This is a genomic window from Vibrio sp. IB15 (genome assembly GCF_016406055.1).
Classification (GTDB): domain Bacteria; phylum Pseudomonadota; class Gammaproteobacteria; order Enterobacterales; family Vibrionaceae; genus Vibrio; species Vibrio chagasii.
Map to the genome: position 1 here is coordinate 1 of NZ_JAEFCE010000025.1, position 17,946 is coordinate 17,946.

15 protein-coding genes are annotated in these 17,946 nt (G+C 44.5%); 6 read left to right on the forward strand and 9 right to left on the reverse strand.

The genetic code is table 11. The features are described from left to right. Positions 1-497: 497 nt before the first annotated feature. The gene (locus tag JC606_RS11270) at positions 498-2,189 is read left to right on the forward strand and encodes an LruC domain-containing protein (RefSeq protein ID WP_198778612.1); all 1,692 of its coding nucleotides are present in this window, start codon (positions 498-500) and stop codon (positions 2,187-2,189) included. A 145-nt stretch (positions 2,190-2,334) separates the two neighbouring features. Here the strand turns inward: JC606_RS11270 and JC606_RS11275 are convergent, their stop codons facing one another. Further along, positions 2,335-2,865: a 3'-5' exonuclease gene (locus tag JC606_RS11275; RefSeq protein WP_061031613.1), complete on the reverse strand. Its 531-nt coding sequence runs from the start codon at positions 2,863-2,865 to the stop codon at positions 2,335-2,337. Between the two features lie 87 nt (positions 2,866-2,952). Next, positions 2,953-4,491 carry a sensor domain-containing diguanylate cyclase gene (locus JC606_RS11280; protein WP_198778613.1) on the reverse strand — a complete coding sequence of 513 codons (1,539 nt, stop codon included), beginning with the start codon at positions 4,489-4,491 and terminating at the stop codon, positions 2,953-2,955. A 349-nt stretch (positions 4,492-4,840) separates the two neighbouring features. Here JC606_RS11280 and JC606_RS11285 point away from each other — a divergent pair, with 349 nt between their 5' ends. The 3 genes from JC606_RS11285 to JC606_RS11295 all read left to right on the forward strand — a co-directional run bounded on the left by JC606_RS11285 (position 4,841) and on the right by JC606_RS11295 (position 10,407). After that, complete coding sequence (locus tag JC606_RS11285; RefSeq protein WP_137407512.1) at positions 4,841-5,473, forward strand: DUF2760 domain-containing protein; 633 nt, start codon at positions 4,841-4,843, stop codon at positions 5,471-5,473. Further along, positions 5,473-7,401: an Hsp70 family protein gene (locus JC606_RS11290; RefSeq protein ID WP_137407513.1), complete on the forward strand. Its 1,929-nt coding sequence runs from the start codon at positions 5,473-5,475 to the stop codon at positions 7,399-7,401. The genes JC606_RS11285 and JC606_RS11290 overlap by 1 nt, the downstream gene beginning before the upstream one ends. Before the next feature lie 153 nt (positions 7,402-7,554). Further along, on the forward strand, positions 7,555-10,407 hold the full coding sequence (locus JC606_RS11295) for an Hsp70 family protein (protein WP_198778614.1): 2,853 nt from the start codon (positions 7,555-7,557) through the stop codon (positions 10,405-10,407). A 157-nt stretch (positions 10,408-10,564) separates the two neighbouring features. Here the strand turns inward: JC606_RS11295 and JC606_RS11300 are convergent, their stop codons facing one another. Beyond that, positions 10,565-10,780 carry a hypothetical protein gene (locus JC606_RS11300; protein ID WP_008222272.1) on the reverse strand — a complete coding sequence of 72 codons (216 nt, stop codon included), beginning with the start codon at positions 10,778-10,780 and terminating at the stop codon, positions 10,565-10,567. A gap of 333 nt (positions 10,781-11,113) precedes the next feature. Between JC606_RS11300 and JC606_RS23355 the strand changes: the two genes are divergently transcribed. Together JC606_RS23355 and JC606_RS23360 are read left to right on the forward strand one after the other, a co-directional pair. Continuing rightward, the gene (locus JC606_RS23355; protein ID WP_233090264.1) at positions 11,114-11,368 is read left to right on the forward strand and encodes a hypothetical protein; all 255 of its coding nucleotides are present in this window, start codon (positions 11,114-11,116) and stop codon (positions 11,366-11,368) included. A 9-nt stretch (positions 11,369-11,377) separates the two neighbouring features. Further along, on the forward strand, positions 11,378-12,112 hold the full coding sequence (locus JC606_RS23360) for a GGDEF domain-containing protein (RefSeq protein WP_332873235.1): 735 nt from the start codon (positions 11,378-11,380) through the stop codon (positions 12,110-12,112). Positions 12,113-12,162: 50 nt separating this feature from the next. Here the strand turns inward: JC606_RS23360 and JC606_RS11310 are convergent, their stop codons facing one another. From JC606_RS11310 to JC606_RS11335, 6 genes are all read right to left on the reverse strand, one after another. Further along, positions 12,163-12,636, reverse strand: coding sequence for a DUF2947 domain-containing protein (locus JC606_RS11310; protein ID WP_004741544.1), 474 nt, complete (start codon positions 12,634-12,636; stop codon positions 12,163-12,165). A gap of 138 nt (positions 12,637-12,774) precedes the next feature. Further along, complete coding sequence (rimJ, locus tag JC606_RS11315) at positions 12,775-13,362, reverse strand: ribosomal protein S5-alanine N-acetyltransferase (protein WP_137407516.1); 588 nt, start codon at positions 13,360-13,362, stop codon at positions 12,775-12,777. 18 nt (positions 13,363-13,380) lie between these two features. Next, positions 13,381-14,925: a transcriptional regulator TyrR gene (gene tyrR / locus JC606_RS11320; protein WP_198778615.1), complete on the reverse strand. Its 1,545-nt coding sequence runs from the start codon at positions 14,923-14,925 to the stop codon at positions 13,381-13,383. A 144-nt stretch (positions 14,926-15,069) separates the two neighbouring features. After that, positions 15,070-16,143: a YcjF family protein gene (locus JC606_RS11325; protein WP_137407518.1), complete on the reverse strand. Its 1,074-nt coding sequence runs from the start codon at positions 16,141-16,143 to the stop codon at positions 15,070-15,072. A 15-nt stretch (positions 16,144-16,158) separates the two neighbouring features. Next, positions 16,159-17,532, reverse strand: coding sequence for a YcjX family protein (locus tag JC606_RS11330; RefSeq protein WP_198778616.1), 1,374 nt, complete (start codon positions 17,530-17,532; stop codon positions 16,159-16,161). A gap of 209 nt (positions 17,533-17,741) precedes the next feature. Next, entirely contained in the window at positions 17,742-17,927 is a 186-nt protein-coding gene (locus tag JC606_RS11335; RefSeq protein WP_137407520.1) for a hypothetical protein, read from the reverse strand. Between the last annotated feature and the right edge of the window lie 19 nt (positions 17,928-17,946).

A 17,946-nucleotide genomic window follows, 5' to 3' on the forward strand; every position in this document is an offset into this window, starting at 1 on the left:
AAGAGTCAAGCACATGGGACAGGCATGTCTTCGCTCTGAATTAAGCAACAAAGCCGCACCAGTGGTGGGAGCTCTTCATCAAGTGAGGAACCAGAACCGGAAATTGCAACGGTAATTGAACCTATAGCTACAGTTGATTCATTCAGCGATATAGTGGTGCCGGGTAACTTTGACTGGAGTAGTAGCAAAACCCTGACAATAACCGTTGATATTACCAGTAGTTTTTCACTGAGGGATGGTAAACAAAGATGCATTCGAGGCTCACACATCATAGACTTATATAACACATCAGATCCTAAAAATCCCGTCCATTATTACACTGGACTCTCAGATAGACACGGCCACTTAACTGATGTATTTACGTTTCCAGCACATTGGAAAAGTTTAAACATAATCGCTAATGTTAATGGCCAAAAGTGTACGTCAACATACACCTTAGATGAAATAGAGACAGTACTGATAGTTTCTTGCGGCATTGTTTTGGAGGAGGATTGAAAGTGAATAATACATATACATCCATTATCTTACTCGTTACGATTACTTGGAGTGCTTTCTCTAACCAGGTTTTTTGTGCCGCGTCCAAAAACTCTTCGACCATCAACGCTGACGGGACTATCACTATCACACAAGAGATTGATAATAACAGTACTCCTCCACATTATAGCGTACCTGCAAGCAATCGATATGGCTTCGGTAGATACAGCAGACATGACCAAGACTATTCATGGCTACACGACATTTCAGTACCTACTGGAGCACAATTCACAGCTGCAACACTGACGATCTACGCTTATGATGTCGATTCGGAAGCACATCATGGTGAAAACGGCGAGTATGATAGCATTTCGGTAGACGGCACCACGCTCACCCCAGGCTTTTTACAGGGCACAAATAGAAAGTGGTCAACCACAGTATTTGACTTACCCGTTACCTCACTCGATGATGGGCTCGTAGAAGTCGACTTAGATATTGATGTTAACAGAGACGGTTGGCTTACCACACTCTCTTACAGCCAGGTAAGCATCACCTATAAAGTAATAGATAACAGCCCACCATTTACGCCTAACCTTAATCGGAGTAACAGCGTTGGTAATGATGACAATCTAATAGTGACTGTGACGGGGCCTACCCCACATGACCCGGACTCAGACTCTGTCACCTACCATTACCGATGGTTCGTCGATGTTGGCCAAGGTTTTTATGTAGATGATGAATTCGTTGGTAAAAGTAACAATAGCGGTGCCATACTGACTTCGAGCCAAACGGCTGATGGTGAACTTTGGAAGGTTCAAGTCACGGCCATCGACTCCAACGATTTGATCAGTGGTATCGCTGAAATATCTTGGCCAGAAATTGGCGATACTGATGGGGACGGCATACCGGACGAAAATGATTATGCTCCGAATGATCCAACGATTGCCTTTTACAGACGGACGCCTACTGACGGATGGTATACTTTAAGCTTTGAAGACCTATGGCCTTATGAAGGCGATTATGATCTCAATGATTTCGTTACTTACTACGCTTTGGGAATATATACGAATGCAAACAACAGAGTCACTCGTTTTGATTATGAAGGAGAAGCCGTTGCTCGAGGGGCTACACAAGAAAACAGTTTTGCCATTTCTTTACTTGGTCTAGATGAATCAGATGTGAGCTCGTTGACTAAAACTTATAACGGTTCAACAGATAATTTGTCACCTGAAATGGGGCATGATGGAGAATTAGTATTTACGGTCATTGAAAACATTACCAACATGTTGCCGAGTAACGCAGAGTACAACTTCTACAATACACAATCAGGAGATAATAGAGATGTCGTTCCATACAGCATTTCATTGATCATTAATGGTTCTACTAGGAATATTAATGACGAGAATTTCAATCCATTTATCTACAAGTCAGACCATCGTAGCCAAGAGATTCACTTGATGAACTACCCGAATACTGATCTAGCAGATACCGATCTTTTTGGAGTCGGTGCTGACGATTCAAGTGTAGATTACTATGAATATTATCAGACAAGTAACGGGTTGCCATGGGCTTTAGATATACCAATGTCTTGGTCCCACCCCCTTGAAAGAATTGACACCACTGACGCTTATCCTGACATAATAGAATGGGCACAGTCTGGCGGGGCAAAAAACAACACCTGGTTCTTATCACCTGAACTCAATAAAGTGTGGTAGTTACAATTTAAGTAAAGAACAACTAACCTTATAGTAATAAATAAAAAAACCTCTATTTGCCCAACGGATAAATAGAGGTTTTTGTCGCTTATTCTTCAGATGTTCTACTTAATCGCGGTTCAACCTACAATATAAAAGGCAGTTACTAAAGCATCGTCAGAGCAAGCTTTGCCAAGTTATAAGCATCAACATAACCAGAATGCTGGCGACCTTCCCACTCGATGTCTTTTGCTTCTTGAGCCGCTCGATGGCCGATGCGTTTGTCTTTCAAGCGGTTCTGCACGCGATAAAGCGTCGCAATGTTGATGAACTCGCTAAATGGTGGCTCGATGCCTTTCTCTTGACACTCTTTGTGTAAAATCAGGTCATCGCGTCCCCACGCAGCATAGATCTTGTTAGGACCACCGAAGTTCTTGATCATCGATTTGATGACTGACTCTAGCGGACGACCCTGCTTTTCGATTTTGCGTGGAGTAATGCCGGTTAGCTCGGCACAGAACTGAGAGACTTCGTCTTTTTCTGGCTTAACGTAGTATTGCGCTCGTTTCACGATGGTTCCAGATGCTAGATCAATCTCAGCAAGACCCACTTCAATGATCTCGCCTGTTGTTCCTACACCATTTTCGCTCCAACAGCACATTTCCAAATCGAAACACACCACTCGATTGTGATTCATACGTCGCCTAATTCTCTCGTAAAAAATTTTGTGAAATTGTACATGAGCCCAATACAGAACTCGACCCCAGTTGCATCAAGTGCTCACTTAGCCTGCAATTGTGACTCGATTTCGGCCATTTGACTTACTTTGATAAAGCATACTGTCTGTTTTTTGCAGCAATTCTTCTGTATCTTCACTGGTATGAATCGCGGCACCAATACTCAATGTGCAGCTTAACTGTTGCCCTTTATGCTCACAATGAGAGTGGCTTACTGTATTTAGTATGCATTGTAAGTAGCGGTCTAGCGCTTCATGATTTGAGATGCTCGAAATAATACAGAATTCATCTCCGCCCAAACGGAAAAGGTTATCCCCTTCTTTCAGGTTTACCGAAATCAACTTGATGACATGCACAAGCAAAGCATCACCAGCAGGGTGACCAAACTTGTCATTGATGCTTTTAAACTTATCGACATCAAACCCAATCAAGCTAAATGACTCACTTCGCTTAACCGCCCTATCAAACATCTTATTGAAAGCTCGTCGGTTATAGATTTCAGTTAGGCTATCGTGGTTCGCAAGGAATCGGAGCTCTTCTGTTCTTTTATCTAACATGCGGTACAGGCGCTCTTTCTCTCTGATTTGCATATTCACGATGTACGCTAACAACAGTGAGATGGTTGTTCCGACGAGCGCGATACCAATTAGTACAAGGTAGCCATAAAATGAGATACAAGAGTCTATCTTGTAATCGATTTTCCAATTTCGGTTGGTCAATTCGATAGTCTTAGTTATATGGTGACCTGTTACGCCCTCATAACCTTGAGTTTCAAATAGAATTGGGGAGTCTTCAGCTTCAAACCCGGTATCCGTAACGCGAATGTACACGTCCATATCACCGACAGTTGATGCCAGCAGGTTTTCAAAGTAATAAGTGGTACGAACCACGCCAATCACAACGCCAAGTAGGTTATCACTTTCGCCTTCAAACACAGGGTGATAAACCAGCATGCCTGTCTTAGGCGTATCTTGAGTTAGACCATCTTGAATCAGACGTACTTTGTCCGAGATATTCGCTTGGCGCGTCTGTTTAATATTTTCAACAATACGCTTAAATCGCTCGCGTGCAGAGTAGAATCCAATCACTCTGTCATTCGCTTCAGTATTCGGGTAAATATCGGTAGCAATAAAAGCAGGCCCACCATCTAACTGATAACCATAGGTTTTGGGTTCATGTTTAGGGATGGTGAACAGTCGGTAAGATGGGTACTTTGCTTCCATTTTCGCGGTATGTTCGGCAATCTCATCTGCCGCAACTTTCTGCATCCACTGCAAGCCAATCAAGCTCTTTGAACCGTTAATGGTTTGCTGTGCGAATCGATCGAACTTGTCCCAATTTTCAGGATCATTCGAATAGAAGAAGTTTGCACCCGAACCTATGTAGGCCACATCATTGTCGATAAACGCTTCCAAGCTCAGTGTTTGGTGTTTAGCAAAACTGTCCAAATTCATGTTTAAAGCACGATTTTGGTTAAGTGCGACGAGTATAAAACACAACACTGTTATCAAAAAACTGACCGAAAATACGACCAGTGGGAGCGTCCGTCTCTTCAACCCTGTTAGTGGGTCGGTAGTGTGTGGCATAAAGGTTCCAATTAGGCTCAATGAGCTAAAAGTATATAACGGAAGGGAATGATGCTCCATTTAAGTTTTCGTCCTAAAAATGACATAAATCGTGCACAGTTTACTTCGCCCTTACATCGCAGGTTAAAAATCGACCAAATCTCGACTAAATTTCAAGCTAACACACTCAAAAACCACTTGTTTGAAAACATAAATTACCACTCTTAAGCCTTGAATATGCTAGTATCCATTCATATTTATAGCTTGAAAGCGACCATTTTGGTTTTGTGCCAAGGCGTTTCTTTCCAACCTGTATATTCCATGAAACCGACGAATATACCGTTAAATCAATTTAAAGAGAAAAATCACTATGATCGTTGATTTGAACCTAATCCCACAGACGTTTGATATGCTTCACGCAGGCCTTACTGCATCAAGCGTTTTACTACTGCTAATTGCCGTTTCTCGTAAAACCAAAGTGGTTGAGAAAGTCGTAGAAAAACCAGTAGAAAAGATCGTTGAAGTTGAAAAGCCAGTTGAAAAGATTGTCGAAGTAGAAAAAGTTGTTGAAGTAGAGAAAGTCATCGAAAAAGTAGTAGAAGTTGAATCTAAGCTGGCAACAGCACCAACAGATTCTGCAATGCAGCTACTGTCTATCATGCAACAAGAAGCGCGACTAATCGACTTCCTAAAAGAAGACCTGACTTCGTTCTCTGACGAAGAAGTTGGCGCAGCTGCACGTGTTATTCACACGGGCGGTCAAAAAGTACTAGCAGACTACGTAACACTTGCTCATATCCGCAGCGAAGATGAAGAGACTCGCATCACAGTAGCTGAAGGTTTCAACCCTCAAGAAATCCGCCTAATAGGCAACGTAACAGGTAACGCACCATTCAACGGTACACTTGTTCACAAAGGCTGGAAAGCAACTGACATGAACCTACCTAAGCTTGCTGAAAACTACGATGCATCTGTAATTGCACCGGCAGAGGTAGAGCTATAATGGAACACCAAGAACATTCACAAGAACAGCAAGCACCTAAATTCAGCGTTGGTATCGATTTAGGTACTACACACTGCGTTTTGTCTTACATCGACACAACGAATGAAGATGCACGTGTTGAGGTAATGCCAATTCCTCAGCTTACTGCTCCTGGTACAGTAGAAACTCGCAGCCAACTTGGCTCGTTCCTATACCAACCGCACGAGCACGAAATGAACGAAGCATCACGTGTTCTACCTTGGTCTTCTGAGCCAAAAGCACTGGTTGGTGCGATTGCTCGTAACCTTGGTTCTAAAACCCCTATCCGTTTGGTCGCTAGTGCGAAATCTTGGCTATGCCACGGTGGTGTAAACCGTCGTGATGCTTTCCTACCTGCAGGTAGCCCAGAAGAAGTAGAAAAAGTATCTCCGCTTAAGACAACTGAGCTTTATCTTGAGCATCTTAAAGACGCTTGGAACCACGCGAACCCAGAACACAAACTGGCAGACCAAGACGTAACGATCACGGTTCCTGCTTCGTTTGACCCTGCCGCTCGTGATTTAACAGCTGAAGCTGCACGTAATGTTGGTTTCACTCATCTAACGCTTTTAGAAGAGCCTCAAGCAGCGCTTTATAGCTGGATCGATAACAGCAACGACAAGTGGCGTGACGAAGTAGACGTTGGCGACATCGTATTGGTTGTGGATATCGGTGGTGGTACTACCGACCTTTCTTTAGTTGAAGTGACTCAAGACGATGGCAACCTGAGCCTGAACCGTATCGCTGTAGGTGAACACATCCTACTTGGCGGCGACAACATGGACTTAGCTCTGGCTTACCGCTTGAAGATGAAGCTAGCACAAGAAGGCAAAGAACTGGCACCTTGGCAAGTTCAAGCGATGACACACGCATGTCGTGACGCAAAAGAAGCGCTACTGAACGATGCAGAGCTTCAAGCTGTGCCAATCGTGGTTCCTAGCCGTGGCTCTAAGCTACTTGGCGCGACGCTAAAAACAGAACTGACTCAGCAAGAAGTACAACAAACATTGGTTGATGGCTTCTTCCCTAAAGTTGCTGTGACTGATCACCCGGTACAAAAAACGCGTGGTGCACTGACTCAAATGGGTCTGCCTTACGCACAAGATGCAGGTATCACTCGTCACATTGCCGCATTCCTTTCTAAGCAAGCGAACGCGCTTTCTGGAAATGGTGAAACGGCTCAGCAAGATTTCAATCCGTTTGCAAATATGCCGGGCATGCCAGGTGCTGAAGCGCCTGCTGCTGACTTCATCAAACCAACAGCAATCCTGTTCAACGGTGGTGTTCTAAAATCTAACCTACTTGCTGATCGTCTTTCAGACACAATCAACGAGTGGTTGATCAATGCTGACGCTGAATTTGCTAAACAACTTTCAGGCCTAGACCTAGACCTTGCGGTTGCAAGTGGTGCTTCTTACTACGGCGCGGTACGTCGTGGTCAAGGCGTTCGTATCCGTGGTGGTATCGCTTCTGCTTACTACGTAGGTATTGAAAGCGCGATGCCTGCAATCCCAGGTATGGCTCCTCCAATGGAGGCGCTATGTGTTGCTCCATTTGGTATGGAAGAAGGCTCAAGCGTTCAAGTACCTAGCCAAGAATTTGGCCTAGTGATTGGTCAGCCAGTTCACTTCCAGTTCTTCGGTTCAACAACTCGCCGTGAAGATCAAGCTGGTACTCATCTTGATCACTGGGTGCCAGAAGAGCTCGATGAGCTTCCTGAAATCCAAGTAACACTGCCAGTTTCTGAAGGCCGTCGCGAAGGTGAAGTAGTTCCGGTTACTTTGGCTTCTCGCGTTACTGAGCTTGGTACTTTATACCTAGAAGCGATTGCCACTGATAATGGTCAGAAATGGCACGTTGAGTTCGACGTTCGTGAAGATTCGAACAACGACTCAAACGACGAAGCATAATGAATCAACGGCACCTTAGCGGGTGCCGTTATTTTATCAATACCGCTCCCAATTCAGTCCTACCTGTTTCTCAGGAACGACGTATACGAATAACAACAATAAGACCAAAACTATCAATACACTGGTCATCACTCTGGAAGAATAAGGTTTTGTATGGCAACTCCTCGTTTTTTAGTCGGCATTGACTTAGGTACAACCAACACTGTGGTTGCCTACTGTGAAATTAACGACGACCTACAACACGCTCCCGTTTCCCTTTTCGAAATCGATCAGCTTATCGGCCCTGGTGAAGTGGTTCGTAAGCCTCTACTCCCATCGTTTCGTTACCACCCTGCACAAGGTCAAATCTCCCCTTCAGACCTAACTATGCCGTGGGAACCAAACCCAGTTGAAGGCGATATAAAGAATGTTATCGTCGGTGAGTGGGCGCGTGAATTAGGCGCGAAGGTTGAAGGTCGACAAGTATCGAGTGCGAAGAGTTGGTTATCGCACCAAGCGGTGGATCGTAGCTCAGACATTCTCCCTTGGGCCGGCGCAGCAGATGTCGATAAAGTATCGCCAGTTGTCGCGAGTGCGAGCTACCTAAATCACATTCGCCAAGCATGGAACTACCGTAACCCAAGCAACAAACTTGAAGACCAAGATGTTGTTGTAACGGTTCCTGCATCATTCGATGAGACAGCTCGTAAGCTGACACTTGAAGCCGCAGAACTTGCAGGCTTAGGTAAGATTCTATTGCTCGAAGAGCCTCAAGCGGTTTGTTACGACTGGTATGCGCGCCACCAGCAAACGGCGGCGGATGAGCTTCAACAGATCCCATTGATCTTAGTGTGTGATGTCGGCGGTGGTACTACCGACTTGAGCTTAATTGAAGCCCAGTTCAATGGGGATAGCAATGCAGATAATGCTGGTCATAACCAACTAGCACTCGACCGTATCGGCGTTGGCGAACACTTAATGCTGGGTGGTGATAACCTAGATTTAGCCCTCGCTCACCTAGCCGAACAGCGCTTCAATCAAAATAAGAAGCTGAATGCCTCTAGCCTCACCAAGCTGATTCAGCAAACTCGAGCAGCAAAGGAGAGCCTGCTTTCTGCTGATGCGCCTGACGATGTAAAGATCACCATGCTCGGTAGCGGTTCGAAGCTATTAGGTGGCACTAAGAGTATTGGCTTAACCAAGCAAGAAGTTCATCAAATCGCACTCGAAGGTTTCTTCCCACTCTCTGAATTTACTGAGAAACCAGACAAACGTCGTAGCGCGGTGGTTGAGTTCGGCCTGCCTTACGTTGCCGATCCTGCAGTTAGTAAGCACGTTGCTGAATTCCTGACAACACACCAGCAAGTGTCTAAAGCAGCGCTACAAAATTCAGATGCGGTTCAATTCGATGACACGAAACCTGCTATTCCTGTCGGTGTGCTGCTTAACGGCGGTGTGTTCAACAGTGAGCTTGTCACAGAGCGTATTACTCAACTCCTAGGCAACTGGAACGGCGCTCCAATCACAGTATTAGATAACCCTCACCCAGATTGGTCAGTTGCCCTTGGCGCGGTTGCGTTTGGTAAGGCACGCCGTGGTGCCCAACTTAAAATCGGTGGTGGTGCTGCTCGCTCTTATTTCTTACATCTACAAGAAAAGAACAAGATGGGTAAAGCGCTGTGTCTACTTGCTAAAGGTACCGAAGAAGGCCAAGAAATCCGTTTGAACAGTCGTCGTTTCTCTTTGACGCTGGGCGAACCGGTTCGTTTTAACCTACTGACTTCAACACACGATCAAATCGCTCACGATACTGCCATCCAAAACGGTGTAATGGTCGATGTTGATCCTGACCTATTCTCCCCTCTTCCACCTTACATCTCGACGCTGGAAAGCTCAGGTACAGCAGAGCTTCAAGCTAACCAAAAAGAGCGTGTTGAAGTGCTGCTCGCTTGTCAGTTAACCGAAGTCGGCACACTGAAAATGGAGTGCGTGAGTACTGAAGATGACTCGAAACGTTGGTTGTTAGAATTTGAAGTCAGAAACAAGCAAGGTGAAGAATCCGATAACTCTAAACTTCATCCAAGATTGGATGAGTGTAAAGAGCTGATTTCTCGCCTCTACAGCGGCAATAAGAAGAGTGCAGAATCGAAAGAGATCAAGACTCTGTCTAAAGATCTTGAGAAACGACTCGGTAAACGCGATGAGTGGGATTTCACCACCCTCCGTCATCTATTCGATAGCTTCTCGTTAGGTCGTAAACGTCGTCGTCGCTCAGAGGCACACGAGAAGAACTGGCTGCGTTTAGCGGGTTACTCGCTGCGCCCTGGCTTTGGTGATCCAACGGACTCATGGCGTATCGAGCAAATTTGGGGCCTTTATCAACAAAACATCCAGTTTAAGAATCACCAAGGTTGGACGGACTGGTGGGTCTTCTGGCGTCGTGTTGCCGGTGGTTTAAACCAAGAGCAGCAAGAGACAATCTTGGCCGACATTGCTAAGTACCTTCACCCAGGTGCAATGAAAAACCCTAAGAGTGCTAAAGATGCCCAAGACAATGGTTATGAAGCCATGGTTAGATTGGCGGCATCCCTTGAGCAACTCGAAGTGGAAGACAAAGTGCTTCTTGCGTCTTGGTTCCTAAGCAAAGCGATCAATCACAACCAGTTTGAACAAGCGCATTGGTGGGCACTAGGTCGATTAGCTTCAAGAACTCCGTTATATGGCAGCCAGCACAGCATGATTCCTAGAGAGCAAGCAGAGCAGTGGTTACCAAAATTACTTGAGCAGAACTGGCAGAAAGAGCAGATGATTGCCTTTGCTGCTGTGATGATTTGTCGCAAGACTGGCGACCGACAGTTCGATATCTCTGACGATTACCGTAATCAAGTAATTGAGAAGCTAAAGCAGAGCAAGGTTCCAGAGTCTTGGTTAACGCTGGTTAGTGAAGTAACTGAGCTGTCCGAGAGCGAATCTAAGCGTGTGTTTGGTGATGCTTTACCAAGCGGCTTGAGCCTAATCAACAGCTAGGGCTGAATGCAGATATCGCTTCTAAGCAGCTAGAAAAGAAAAAGCCACTTTCGATACATTGAAAGTGGCTTTTTTATTGGTGGCTAAAGGCTGGTGTGTGTCGTTGGTACTTAGCTTCCGGGTTAAGAGCCTCAGCCGTGTTACAGTTAATCATTGTTTAATGTTTCGTTCCGTTTGGGTTGATAGTAAAGTCTGTATTCTCATAGATGTCAGACAGTTTTTTAGGTTTCTTTTCTTTAGCTCCTTTATTTGGCTGGTTATGAGTTTCGCTCAAAAGCCATTCCTCATGCATTTTTGCTGAATCCAAGAATTCTGGATCCTCCATTGCTTCCTTGCGAAGTTTATTTACACGTTCGAGAGTATCCCAAATCATAATACTTCACCTCCACTAAGGCTACACTTCCCAATATAGGACTCTCCCCTATTGATTCAATACTTTCCGGTTAAACCATAGTGAAATTGTGATTTACATATCGAAAACCGCCTTAAAAGCACATTATTTAAACAAATAGAGTTCACTTATTTTTATTAAGAAATAAATATGGTCGTAGCGTTTTTTTATATAGTTTTTATAAACACACCACCTATGGGTTATGCCATTGTCTTATTAAAAATACAAACGGAAGGAAATACATTATTTCAGATTGCAAAGGAAGAAGTTTGACATTAGATCCAACAGTATGACATTCCAAAAAGGTGATCATTCATGCCATTTACCAATATCTATCAATCCAGCTCTAAATATGCCATCAATGATCTAGTGAAAGAAATGGACCTCTCTTTATGGAAAAGCCTGCTCAATAACATAGCAGAAGTGCTTAATGCTCCCGCTGTTGGGCTTATTCTTACGTCTGAAGTTGGATTCCAAAACATTGCGATGTCTTCTTCACCAGGAGTTAAAGCGAACCCTGGCAAAATCATCCCCAGAGACATCAATTTGTACTGCAAGACCGTGATGTAAACCAGAGCAATGCTTTATGTAAAAAATGCGTCTGGTAAAGAGGAATGGAGCGACAATCCCGAGCTCACGCAGATGGGCTACGTCTCTTACCTAGGCTTGCCGATCTTACAATCGGACGACAGCATGTTTGCAACACTTTGTGCGCTAGATACTAAAGAGACCTCTTATAAACCAATACAGATAAATTTAATGGAGAGCATTCGCGCGCTATTAGAAAGAGAAGTACATACTGCGGAACGAGTACGCAAATTGAAGTATACGTCTAATCACGACGAATTGACTCAAGTATTTAATCGTAGAGCGATATTAAGCGAGTCACCCAAATTCATCGATAGCACTATAGAAAATGGCGTGAGTATTGGAACTGTTTATTTTGATATCGACGGACTTAAGTATGTTAATGATAACTTCGGACATAATATTGTCGACCAATATATAAAGTCCTTCTCTCATTCACTTCAACGTAACACTCGTAAGGATGATATTTGTGGAAGACTTGGAGGAGATGAGTTTCTCTTATTGTGTAGAGACATCACCGAAGACTCCCTAAATAAGATAATAAGCCGAGTTCAATCCGACTTTAACAAACATTCCCAAAAACTAGGTATAGATTGCCACGCAACTTTTAGCCATGGTTCACTTATTTACTCGTCAAATATTCCACCTATCGAAGAGTTAATTCGACTAACGGATGAGCAAATGTACGAAAACAAAATAAGTAAACGTTACGCCCAACTAAAATAAAAAAAGCGAGCACTATGCTCGCTTTTCTACCACTTAAAATTCGTTTCAGCTTATGCTCGGTTACCGATTTTCACCGTACCATTAGTCGCAAACCAAAGCGCTTCAGAGCGACGACGACCTAATAGAATTGGACCATCATCGTAGAACAAAAAGTTCTTCCAATGCTTCTTAAAAACGGCCCATTTGGTTTCAAGAACATTATACTTTTCATAACAAAAATAAACAGTTACGTCATCTTGCCAATCAATAAAGTTAAGGATCTCTTCTGGCATTTCCGGCTCATCGGCTTCCCAATGTGCCATCCAGCTGATCTCTTCTTTCCAGTTCGATGCTTTGCTCGGCCAGTCTTGCGAGCTTAGTCGCTCAGCGTCTGGGCTTTGAGGGCTCACGTTCTCTTTCCAAAACTGAGACGCTCTTGCCTGTGTCATTGGCTTAATCTTTTCCAAATCCTCAGCCGGAAGTGGCATCGACTGGTGAGTAAAAATCCATTTTCTTTGGTATTCATCCAAAGTTGTGTATGACATCAAAATTCCTCTAATATCTTCTCAGGCCGATGGTTCAACCATGGCTCTATGTTCTTTTAATAAAGGCAGCAACGCTACATCGCTTAATATTCGCTGCCTTTTTTAATCGCTGCTCGTTTGTGAGCTTATAGACTGTGTCTAGATGTTGCGTCTATCTTCCCAGTTAGGATTGACGAGCGCTGTCAGTATGTGGTCTTCCCATTTACCGTTAATTTGTAGGTAATCTTTAGCAAAACCTTCACGTACAAAGCCGAGATGCTCCAGTACGCCCGCACTTCGTTCATTGTGAGGCATATAACCCGCCATTAGGCGATGCATGTTCTGCACGTCAAACATGTAGTCTTTCGCCATACTAAGACCTCTGCGCATGTAACCATGGCCCTGAGCTTGCTCTGCGAGTGAATAGCCTACGTTACATGCATAGAACGGGAAACGAGACAAATTACTGAACGAGATAGTCCCTAACATTTCGTTAGTATCGGCATTAATCAATAAACAGTAGTAGCCGAGCCCCATTTTATGAAGCTCGTTTAGCTTAATTAGGCGCTGTGCCCAGCCTGATCTCGCAAAAAATGCATCTTCACGAATCGGTTCCCAAGGTTTGAGATACTCTCGATTCACCTGAAAGTACTCACTGATCATCGTCGCATCGTCTATCTCAGCGGTACGTAGAATCAGATTTCCATCTCGCTTGTAAATGCGTTCTGGTGTGCTCAAATCTTCCATAATTTTGGTCTTATTCGATCAGTTCTTTCTGATACCGTAATCACGAAGCTTATTCGCAATAGAGGTATGAGACACGTTCAAACGCTTAGCTAACTTACGACTTGATGGGAATGACTGGTAAAGCTTCTCCAAGATCTGAGACTCATAGTCTTTCATGATCTCATCCAGAGAACCATCTAAGCTCAAGTTCGCCATGCCTGTTGTCATGGTTTCTAACTGAGGCAAGTGGAACTGCTCAACCGATAGCGTGTCTGAATCGAGCTCAGTAAGCGCACGTAATACCATGTTGTCTAACTGACGAATGTTACCCGGCCATTGGTAATTACCAAGTTGGTCGATTAACTCTTGAGTAAGCTTAGGCTTTAACATACCAAGCTGCTGCGCGTATTTAGCTACGAACAGTTCCAGTAATGGTGCTACGTCGTTAGAACGTTCACGCAATGCTGGAATAGAGAGAGTCAGTACATTCAAGCGGTAGAACAGGTCTTCACGGAACGAGCCTGAATCAGCAAGTTCAGAAAGGCGGTGGCGCGTTGACGCAATAATACGAACATCAGCATGCATCTCTTCCTCTTCACCCACACGACGGAATGAACCATCTTGTAGGAAGCGAAGCAGTTTGATTTGTAGATGCGGGCTCATTTCGCCAATCTCATCTAAAAATACGGTACCGCCATTGGCTTGTTCGAAAATGCCTTTATGACCTTGTTCATGGTTAAATGAACCTGGGGCGTGACCAAACAGCTCGGTTTCTGCTACGTCATCAGGCATCGATGCACAGCTCAGAATCAAGAATGGGAAAGACGAGCGGTTTGAGCGGTTATGACACGCTTTCGCCAACATCTCTTTACCTGTACCGGTATCACCTTCAATCAGCAGAGGCTGATCTAGCATCGCCAGTTTTTTTGCTTGGCTGATTAACGCTTTATGGCGATTAGAGACACCAACAAAATGCTCAAAGCCTAAGTTGTTCTGTTCAGGAGTCGCATCGGGCGTATTCATCTCTTGGTTGCAAGAACGAATCGTCATCACCGCGCTCGCCAGCACAGGCTCGTTGACGTCACCACCCAGATAGATAGGTAGGATTTCAATAGAGAAGTCTAAACCCTCCAACACAACAACTTCACGGTGGCGTGTCACTTCACCTTCGATCCAACGACCAAAGTTAAAGCTAGGTACGAAGGATGCGAGTGGCTCGCCAATTACTTCGTCTTCTTGCTTGCCAAATAGGTTGAGTGCAGCGTGGTTTGCCATATCGACTGAACCTTTGAGGTCAATCGCAATCACGGGATCAGGTAGGTTAGCCAGCAAAGCGATCAGCTCAGTGTTGTGCCTTTCGCTTGGCATGAATTGTATTTTTCGTACATCCTTTACACCTGAAATTCGACGAATTTCAGCCATAAGTTCACTAAAAGCATCAAAATCAATATCAGGGCAGTTCAGGTAAATAATGCCTTTAACATCGATTTCGATTCCTCGTAAATCAATGCTTTTTGAGGCCAAGATATCGAGCAACTCACGCGTTAAGCCGAGTCGGTCTTCACACAATACTTCAAGACGCACAAATAGTCCTATTATAGGTGTCAGGATAAGTTGACAGTAGTGTGAATTAAGGTCTGAGTTCAGTCAAGAAGAAGAGTAAACATATGTTTACTCTTCGCTCGCAAACCACTCAATGTCATACATTTTGTTTCAAAGACGTACGTTTTATTTAAGGGTAATACGCTTTATTTCAGAAAGGACGGCTTTGCGCATGTCGGCCAGTTTTACTTTGCGTTCATTGTGCCAAGGCATAGGGCGAAGCAGTGTCATGGCCTTTAGACCCAATCGAGCAGTCAGGATACCAACACCCAAGCCCTGCCCAGCTCTCGCTGAGACTTTACCAGCCAGATCCATGGAAACTAAGTCCATGCTTGCATCAATCGCGAGTTCACTTGCGCCGGCAGCTGCCATGTTGATTAACACCAACTTGAACAGTTTGATGCGAGACCAGTAGCCAAGTTCAATGCCATACACATCAGCTAACTTGTCGATCATGGTGAAATTACGCCACGCCACTAGCAGCATGTCTGCCGCTGCTAATGGGCTCACCGCCACCAAAGCCGCCGATTCAGTCGAGAACTTAGTCACGATTTGAGTTGCCACTTTATCTTGCTGTGCAACAACCAACGCATCGTACATATCCAACACTTCGGCATCACTGTGTGCTGGGTTGATGCTGTTTCTCCACTTATCGAACGCCGGAGACTCAGCAATAATGCCGCCCTGCTTGGCGATGTTTTCACAGAATGCTTTGCCTTTGCCGACACTTTGACTTAGTAGTAGCTCTTCACTCTGCTCTTGAACACTGAAGTGATCTTTCAATGAGCGTAGCTTCCACAGCTCTTTGCCGATTGCGCCTAAGCCCAATGAAGCGATTGCCGCAATGAAACCTGCCCAACCGAGCGCGAGCCAATCTGCTGATTGAATCGCAGTGATGACAGAATCAATCGCCTGCCAGCCCACTAAGCCCGCGAAAGCAACCATTAAGCCAGAGCCCAACCACTTTCTCTTTTTACTTGGACGAATGATCTGTTCTAGTTGTTGCTCGGATTCTCCATCTAGCTCGCTCTCAACCTGTGGTGCAACGGGTACAAATTTCTCTTGTTCCGTAAACAACTGCTGGGCACCTAATTCTGGGGTCGCTTCATCCATGCCTTGTTTACCAAAAGCATAATCATTGTCATCAAAAGAGGTCTTCAGCGGCTCATTAAAGACCTGCTTTGTTTTTAATTCACTCATCTTTTATTGCCTCAATTACTTCAACTTATCGCCAATGAGATACTCTAAAACCTTATCAATTCTTAGGTGTTGGCAAGGTTCATCAGAATGTTGCTCCATTGGCCTAAAGCTCGTGAAATCAAACTGGTTGGTTTCCCAATACTGCTTGTTCGGCAGCTTGCGTGGCACCTCACCCGGATACATAGTCTGAGGAACGTTATCCAAAGTAACACCTTGCAGCGCTGGCACATTGCCCGAGCCCGACGAGATATAACCTGCGCTGGTCGCTTGAATAGATGCGATGCTCATGCAGATCATATCAATATGCTCAAACGCCGCCTGTTGCCACGCTGGGTGTACCATCTGTTGCAGCAGTGACACCAAGTTTGGGTGCTGATCTGGTGTTACATGGTCTGCCTTAGTCGCTGCAAACAGGATCTTGTCGATCTTCGGAGCAAACAAACGTCTCAGGATATTGCTTCGACCATATTTAAAGCTCTTCAATAACTGTTCAAGTGCACCACGCATATCCATGAAAGAGTCATAGCCGGCATTGAGTGGCTGCAAGCAATCCACCAGCACAATTTGTCTGTCGAAGGTTGAGAAATGATTCTTGTAGAACGCTTTAACTACCTTCTGTTGGTACTCTTCATAGCGCGCTTTCAGCACCGCATAGTTACTTGTTTTCGAGAATTTACCTTGTGGTGCTACGCATGGGAAAAACTGCAACACAGGCGCGCCTTCAAGCTCACCTGGTAATACAAATCGCCCCGGTTGCACCCAATGTAGTCCATTGCTCTTACAAGTATGAAGATACTGAGTGTAGCTATCGGCAATGGTGACCAGCTTCTTCTCATCAGCTTCAGCCAACAAGTCAACGTCGCCAAGCATTGCGCTCCACTCTTGCGAGTAAGTTTCTCGGTCACCTTTTAATGCGGCAAACTGAGATTGGCTCCACGTTTCAAAATCCATATCCAATAATGGCAAATCAAGTAACCATTCACCCGGATAGTCAACAATGTCGAGATAAAGGGTACTGTTTTTACTCAGTAACTTCTTCGCGCCTTTTGCCGGCTTGTATTTGATGGCCAAGCGAATTTCACTGACATCGCGCGTCGGTACTGGCCATTCAGGTGGCTGACCATTTAATGATTCCATCGCTTCGTCATAAGAGAAGCGCGGAATCATCATGTTGTGTTGTGGGATGCGCTTCGCACCAATAATTCTTCCGTCTCTCGCTGAAGCAAGAAGCGGTAAATTCTTATGAGTAGAGGTATGAAGAAGTTGGTTAACCAACGAGGTAATGAATGCTGTTTTACCTGCACGAGACAGACCCGTGACCGCTACTCTAATGTGAGAATCCGTTCCTCTGCTTATAAAGTCACTCATTTCTTGAGTTAGGTGTTTCATTTGAACGACTCCGTGATATTTAGGCAAGCTGGTTATGATGATAGAGAGGCAAGCCTATGTTCTTTCCCTATTGGGATAGTTTGTATGCTGTTGCTTGTTCTTTTACTAATAGTAGTGAGTATGCAATATCCATTCTTAATGCTAGATGAATAAAAGCCCCTGACTACATTCATAATCAGGGGCTTTAAAATTTTTTAATGAATAGCAGACTAATCGTCTTCTATGAGTTTGTAGATAACAAACAGTGCTATCTCAACAATCAACCACAATACACATGTAATGGTTACGTATTTTTCGTTAAAGATGCTGATTCCGTGCAAGATCAAATCGTAACCAATGAAACTACCAATCACCACTGCCAAGATAATTTGTAGGATCTGAATAAAACGAGGCATTCCTCTCTCCTATGTTCTT

Bases quoted from the DNA above. Each gene is read 5' to 3' on its own strand.
- JC606_RS23355 (WP_233090264.1), top strand. From the start codon at position 11,114: ATGCCATTTACCAATATCTATCAATCCAGCTCTAAATATGCCATCAAT.
- JC606_RS11330 (WP_198778616.1), bottom strand. From the start codon at position 17,532: ATGAAACACCTAACTCAAGAAATGAGTGACTTTATAAGCAGAGGAACG.
- JC606_RS11275 (WP_061031613.1), bottom strand. From the start codon at position 2,865: ATGAATCACAATCGAGTGGTGTGTTTCGATTTGGAAATGTGCTGTTGG.
- JC606_RS11285 (WP_137407512.1), top strand. From the start codon at position 4,841: ATGATCGTTGATTTGAACCTAATCCCACAGACGTTTGATATGCTTCAC.
- JC606_RS11280 (WP_198778613.1), bottom strand. From the start codon at position 4,491: ATGCCACACACTACCGACCCACTAACAGGGTTGAAGAGACGGACGCTC.
- JC606_RS11290 (WP_137407513.1), top strand. From the start codon at position 5,473: ATGGAACACCAAGAACATTCACAAGAACAGCAAGCACCTAAATTCAGC.
- JC606_RS11300 (WP_008222272.1), bottom strand. From the start codon at position 10,780: ATGATTTGGGATACTCTCGAACGTGTAAATAAACTTCGCAAGGAAGCA.
- JC606_RS11335 (WP_137407520.1), bottom strand. From the start codon at position 17,927: ATGCCTCGTTTTATTCAGATCCTACAAATTATCTTGGCAGTGGTGATT.
- JC606_RS11310 (WP_004741544.1), bottom strand. From the start codon at position 12,636: ATGTCATACACAACTTTGGATGAATACCAAAGAAAATGGATTTTTACT.
- JC606_RS11295 (WP_198778614.1), top strand. From the start codon at position 7,555: ATGGCAACTCCTCGTTTTTTAGTCGGCATTGACTTAGGTACAACCAAC.
- JC606_RS23360 (WP_332873235.1), top strand. From the start codon at position 11,378: ATGCTTTATGTAAAAAATGCGTCTGGTAAAGAGGAATGGAGCGACAAT.
- rimJ (WP_137407516.1), bottom strand. From the start codon at position 13,362: ATGGAAGATTTGAGCACACCAGAACGCATTTACAAGCGAGATGGAAAT.
- JC606_RS11325 (WP_137407518.1), bottom strand. From the start codon at position 16,143: ATGAGTGAATTAAAAACAAAGCAGGTCTTTAATGAGCCGCTGAAGACC.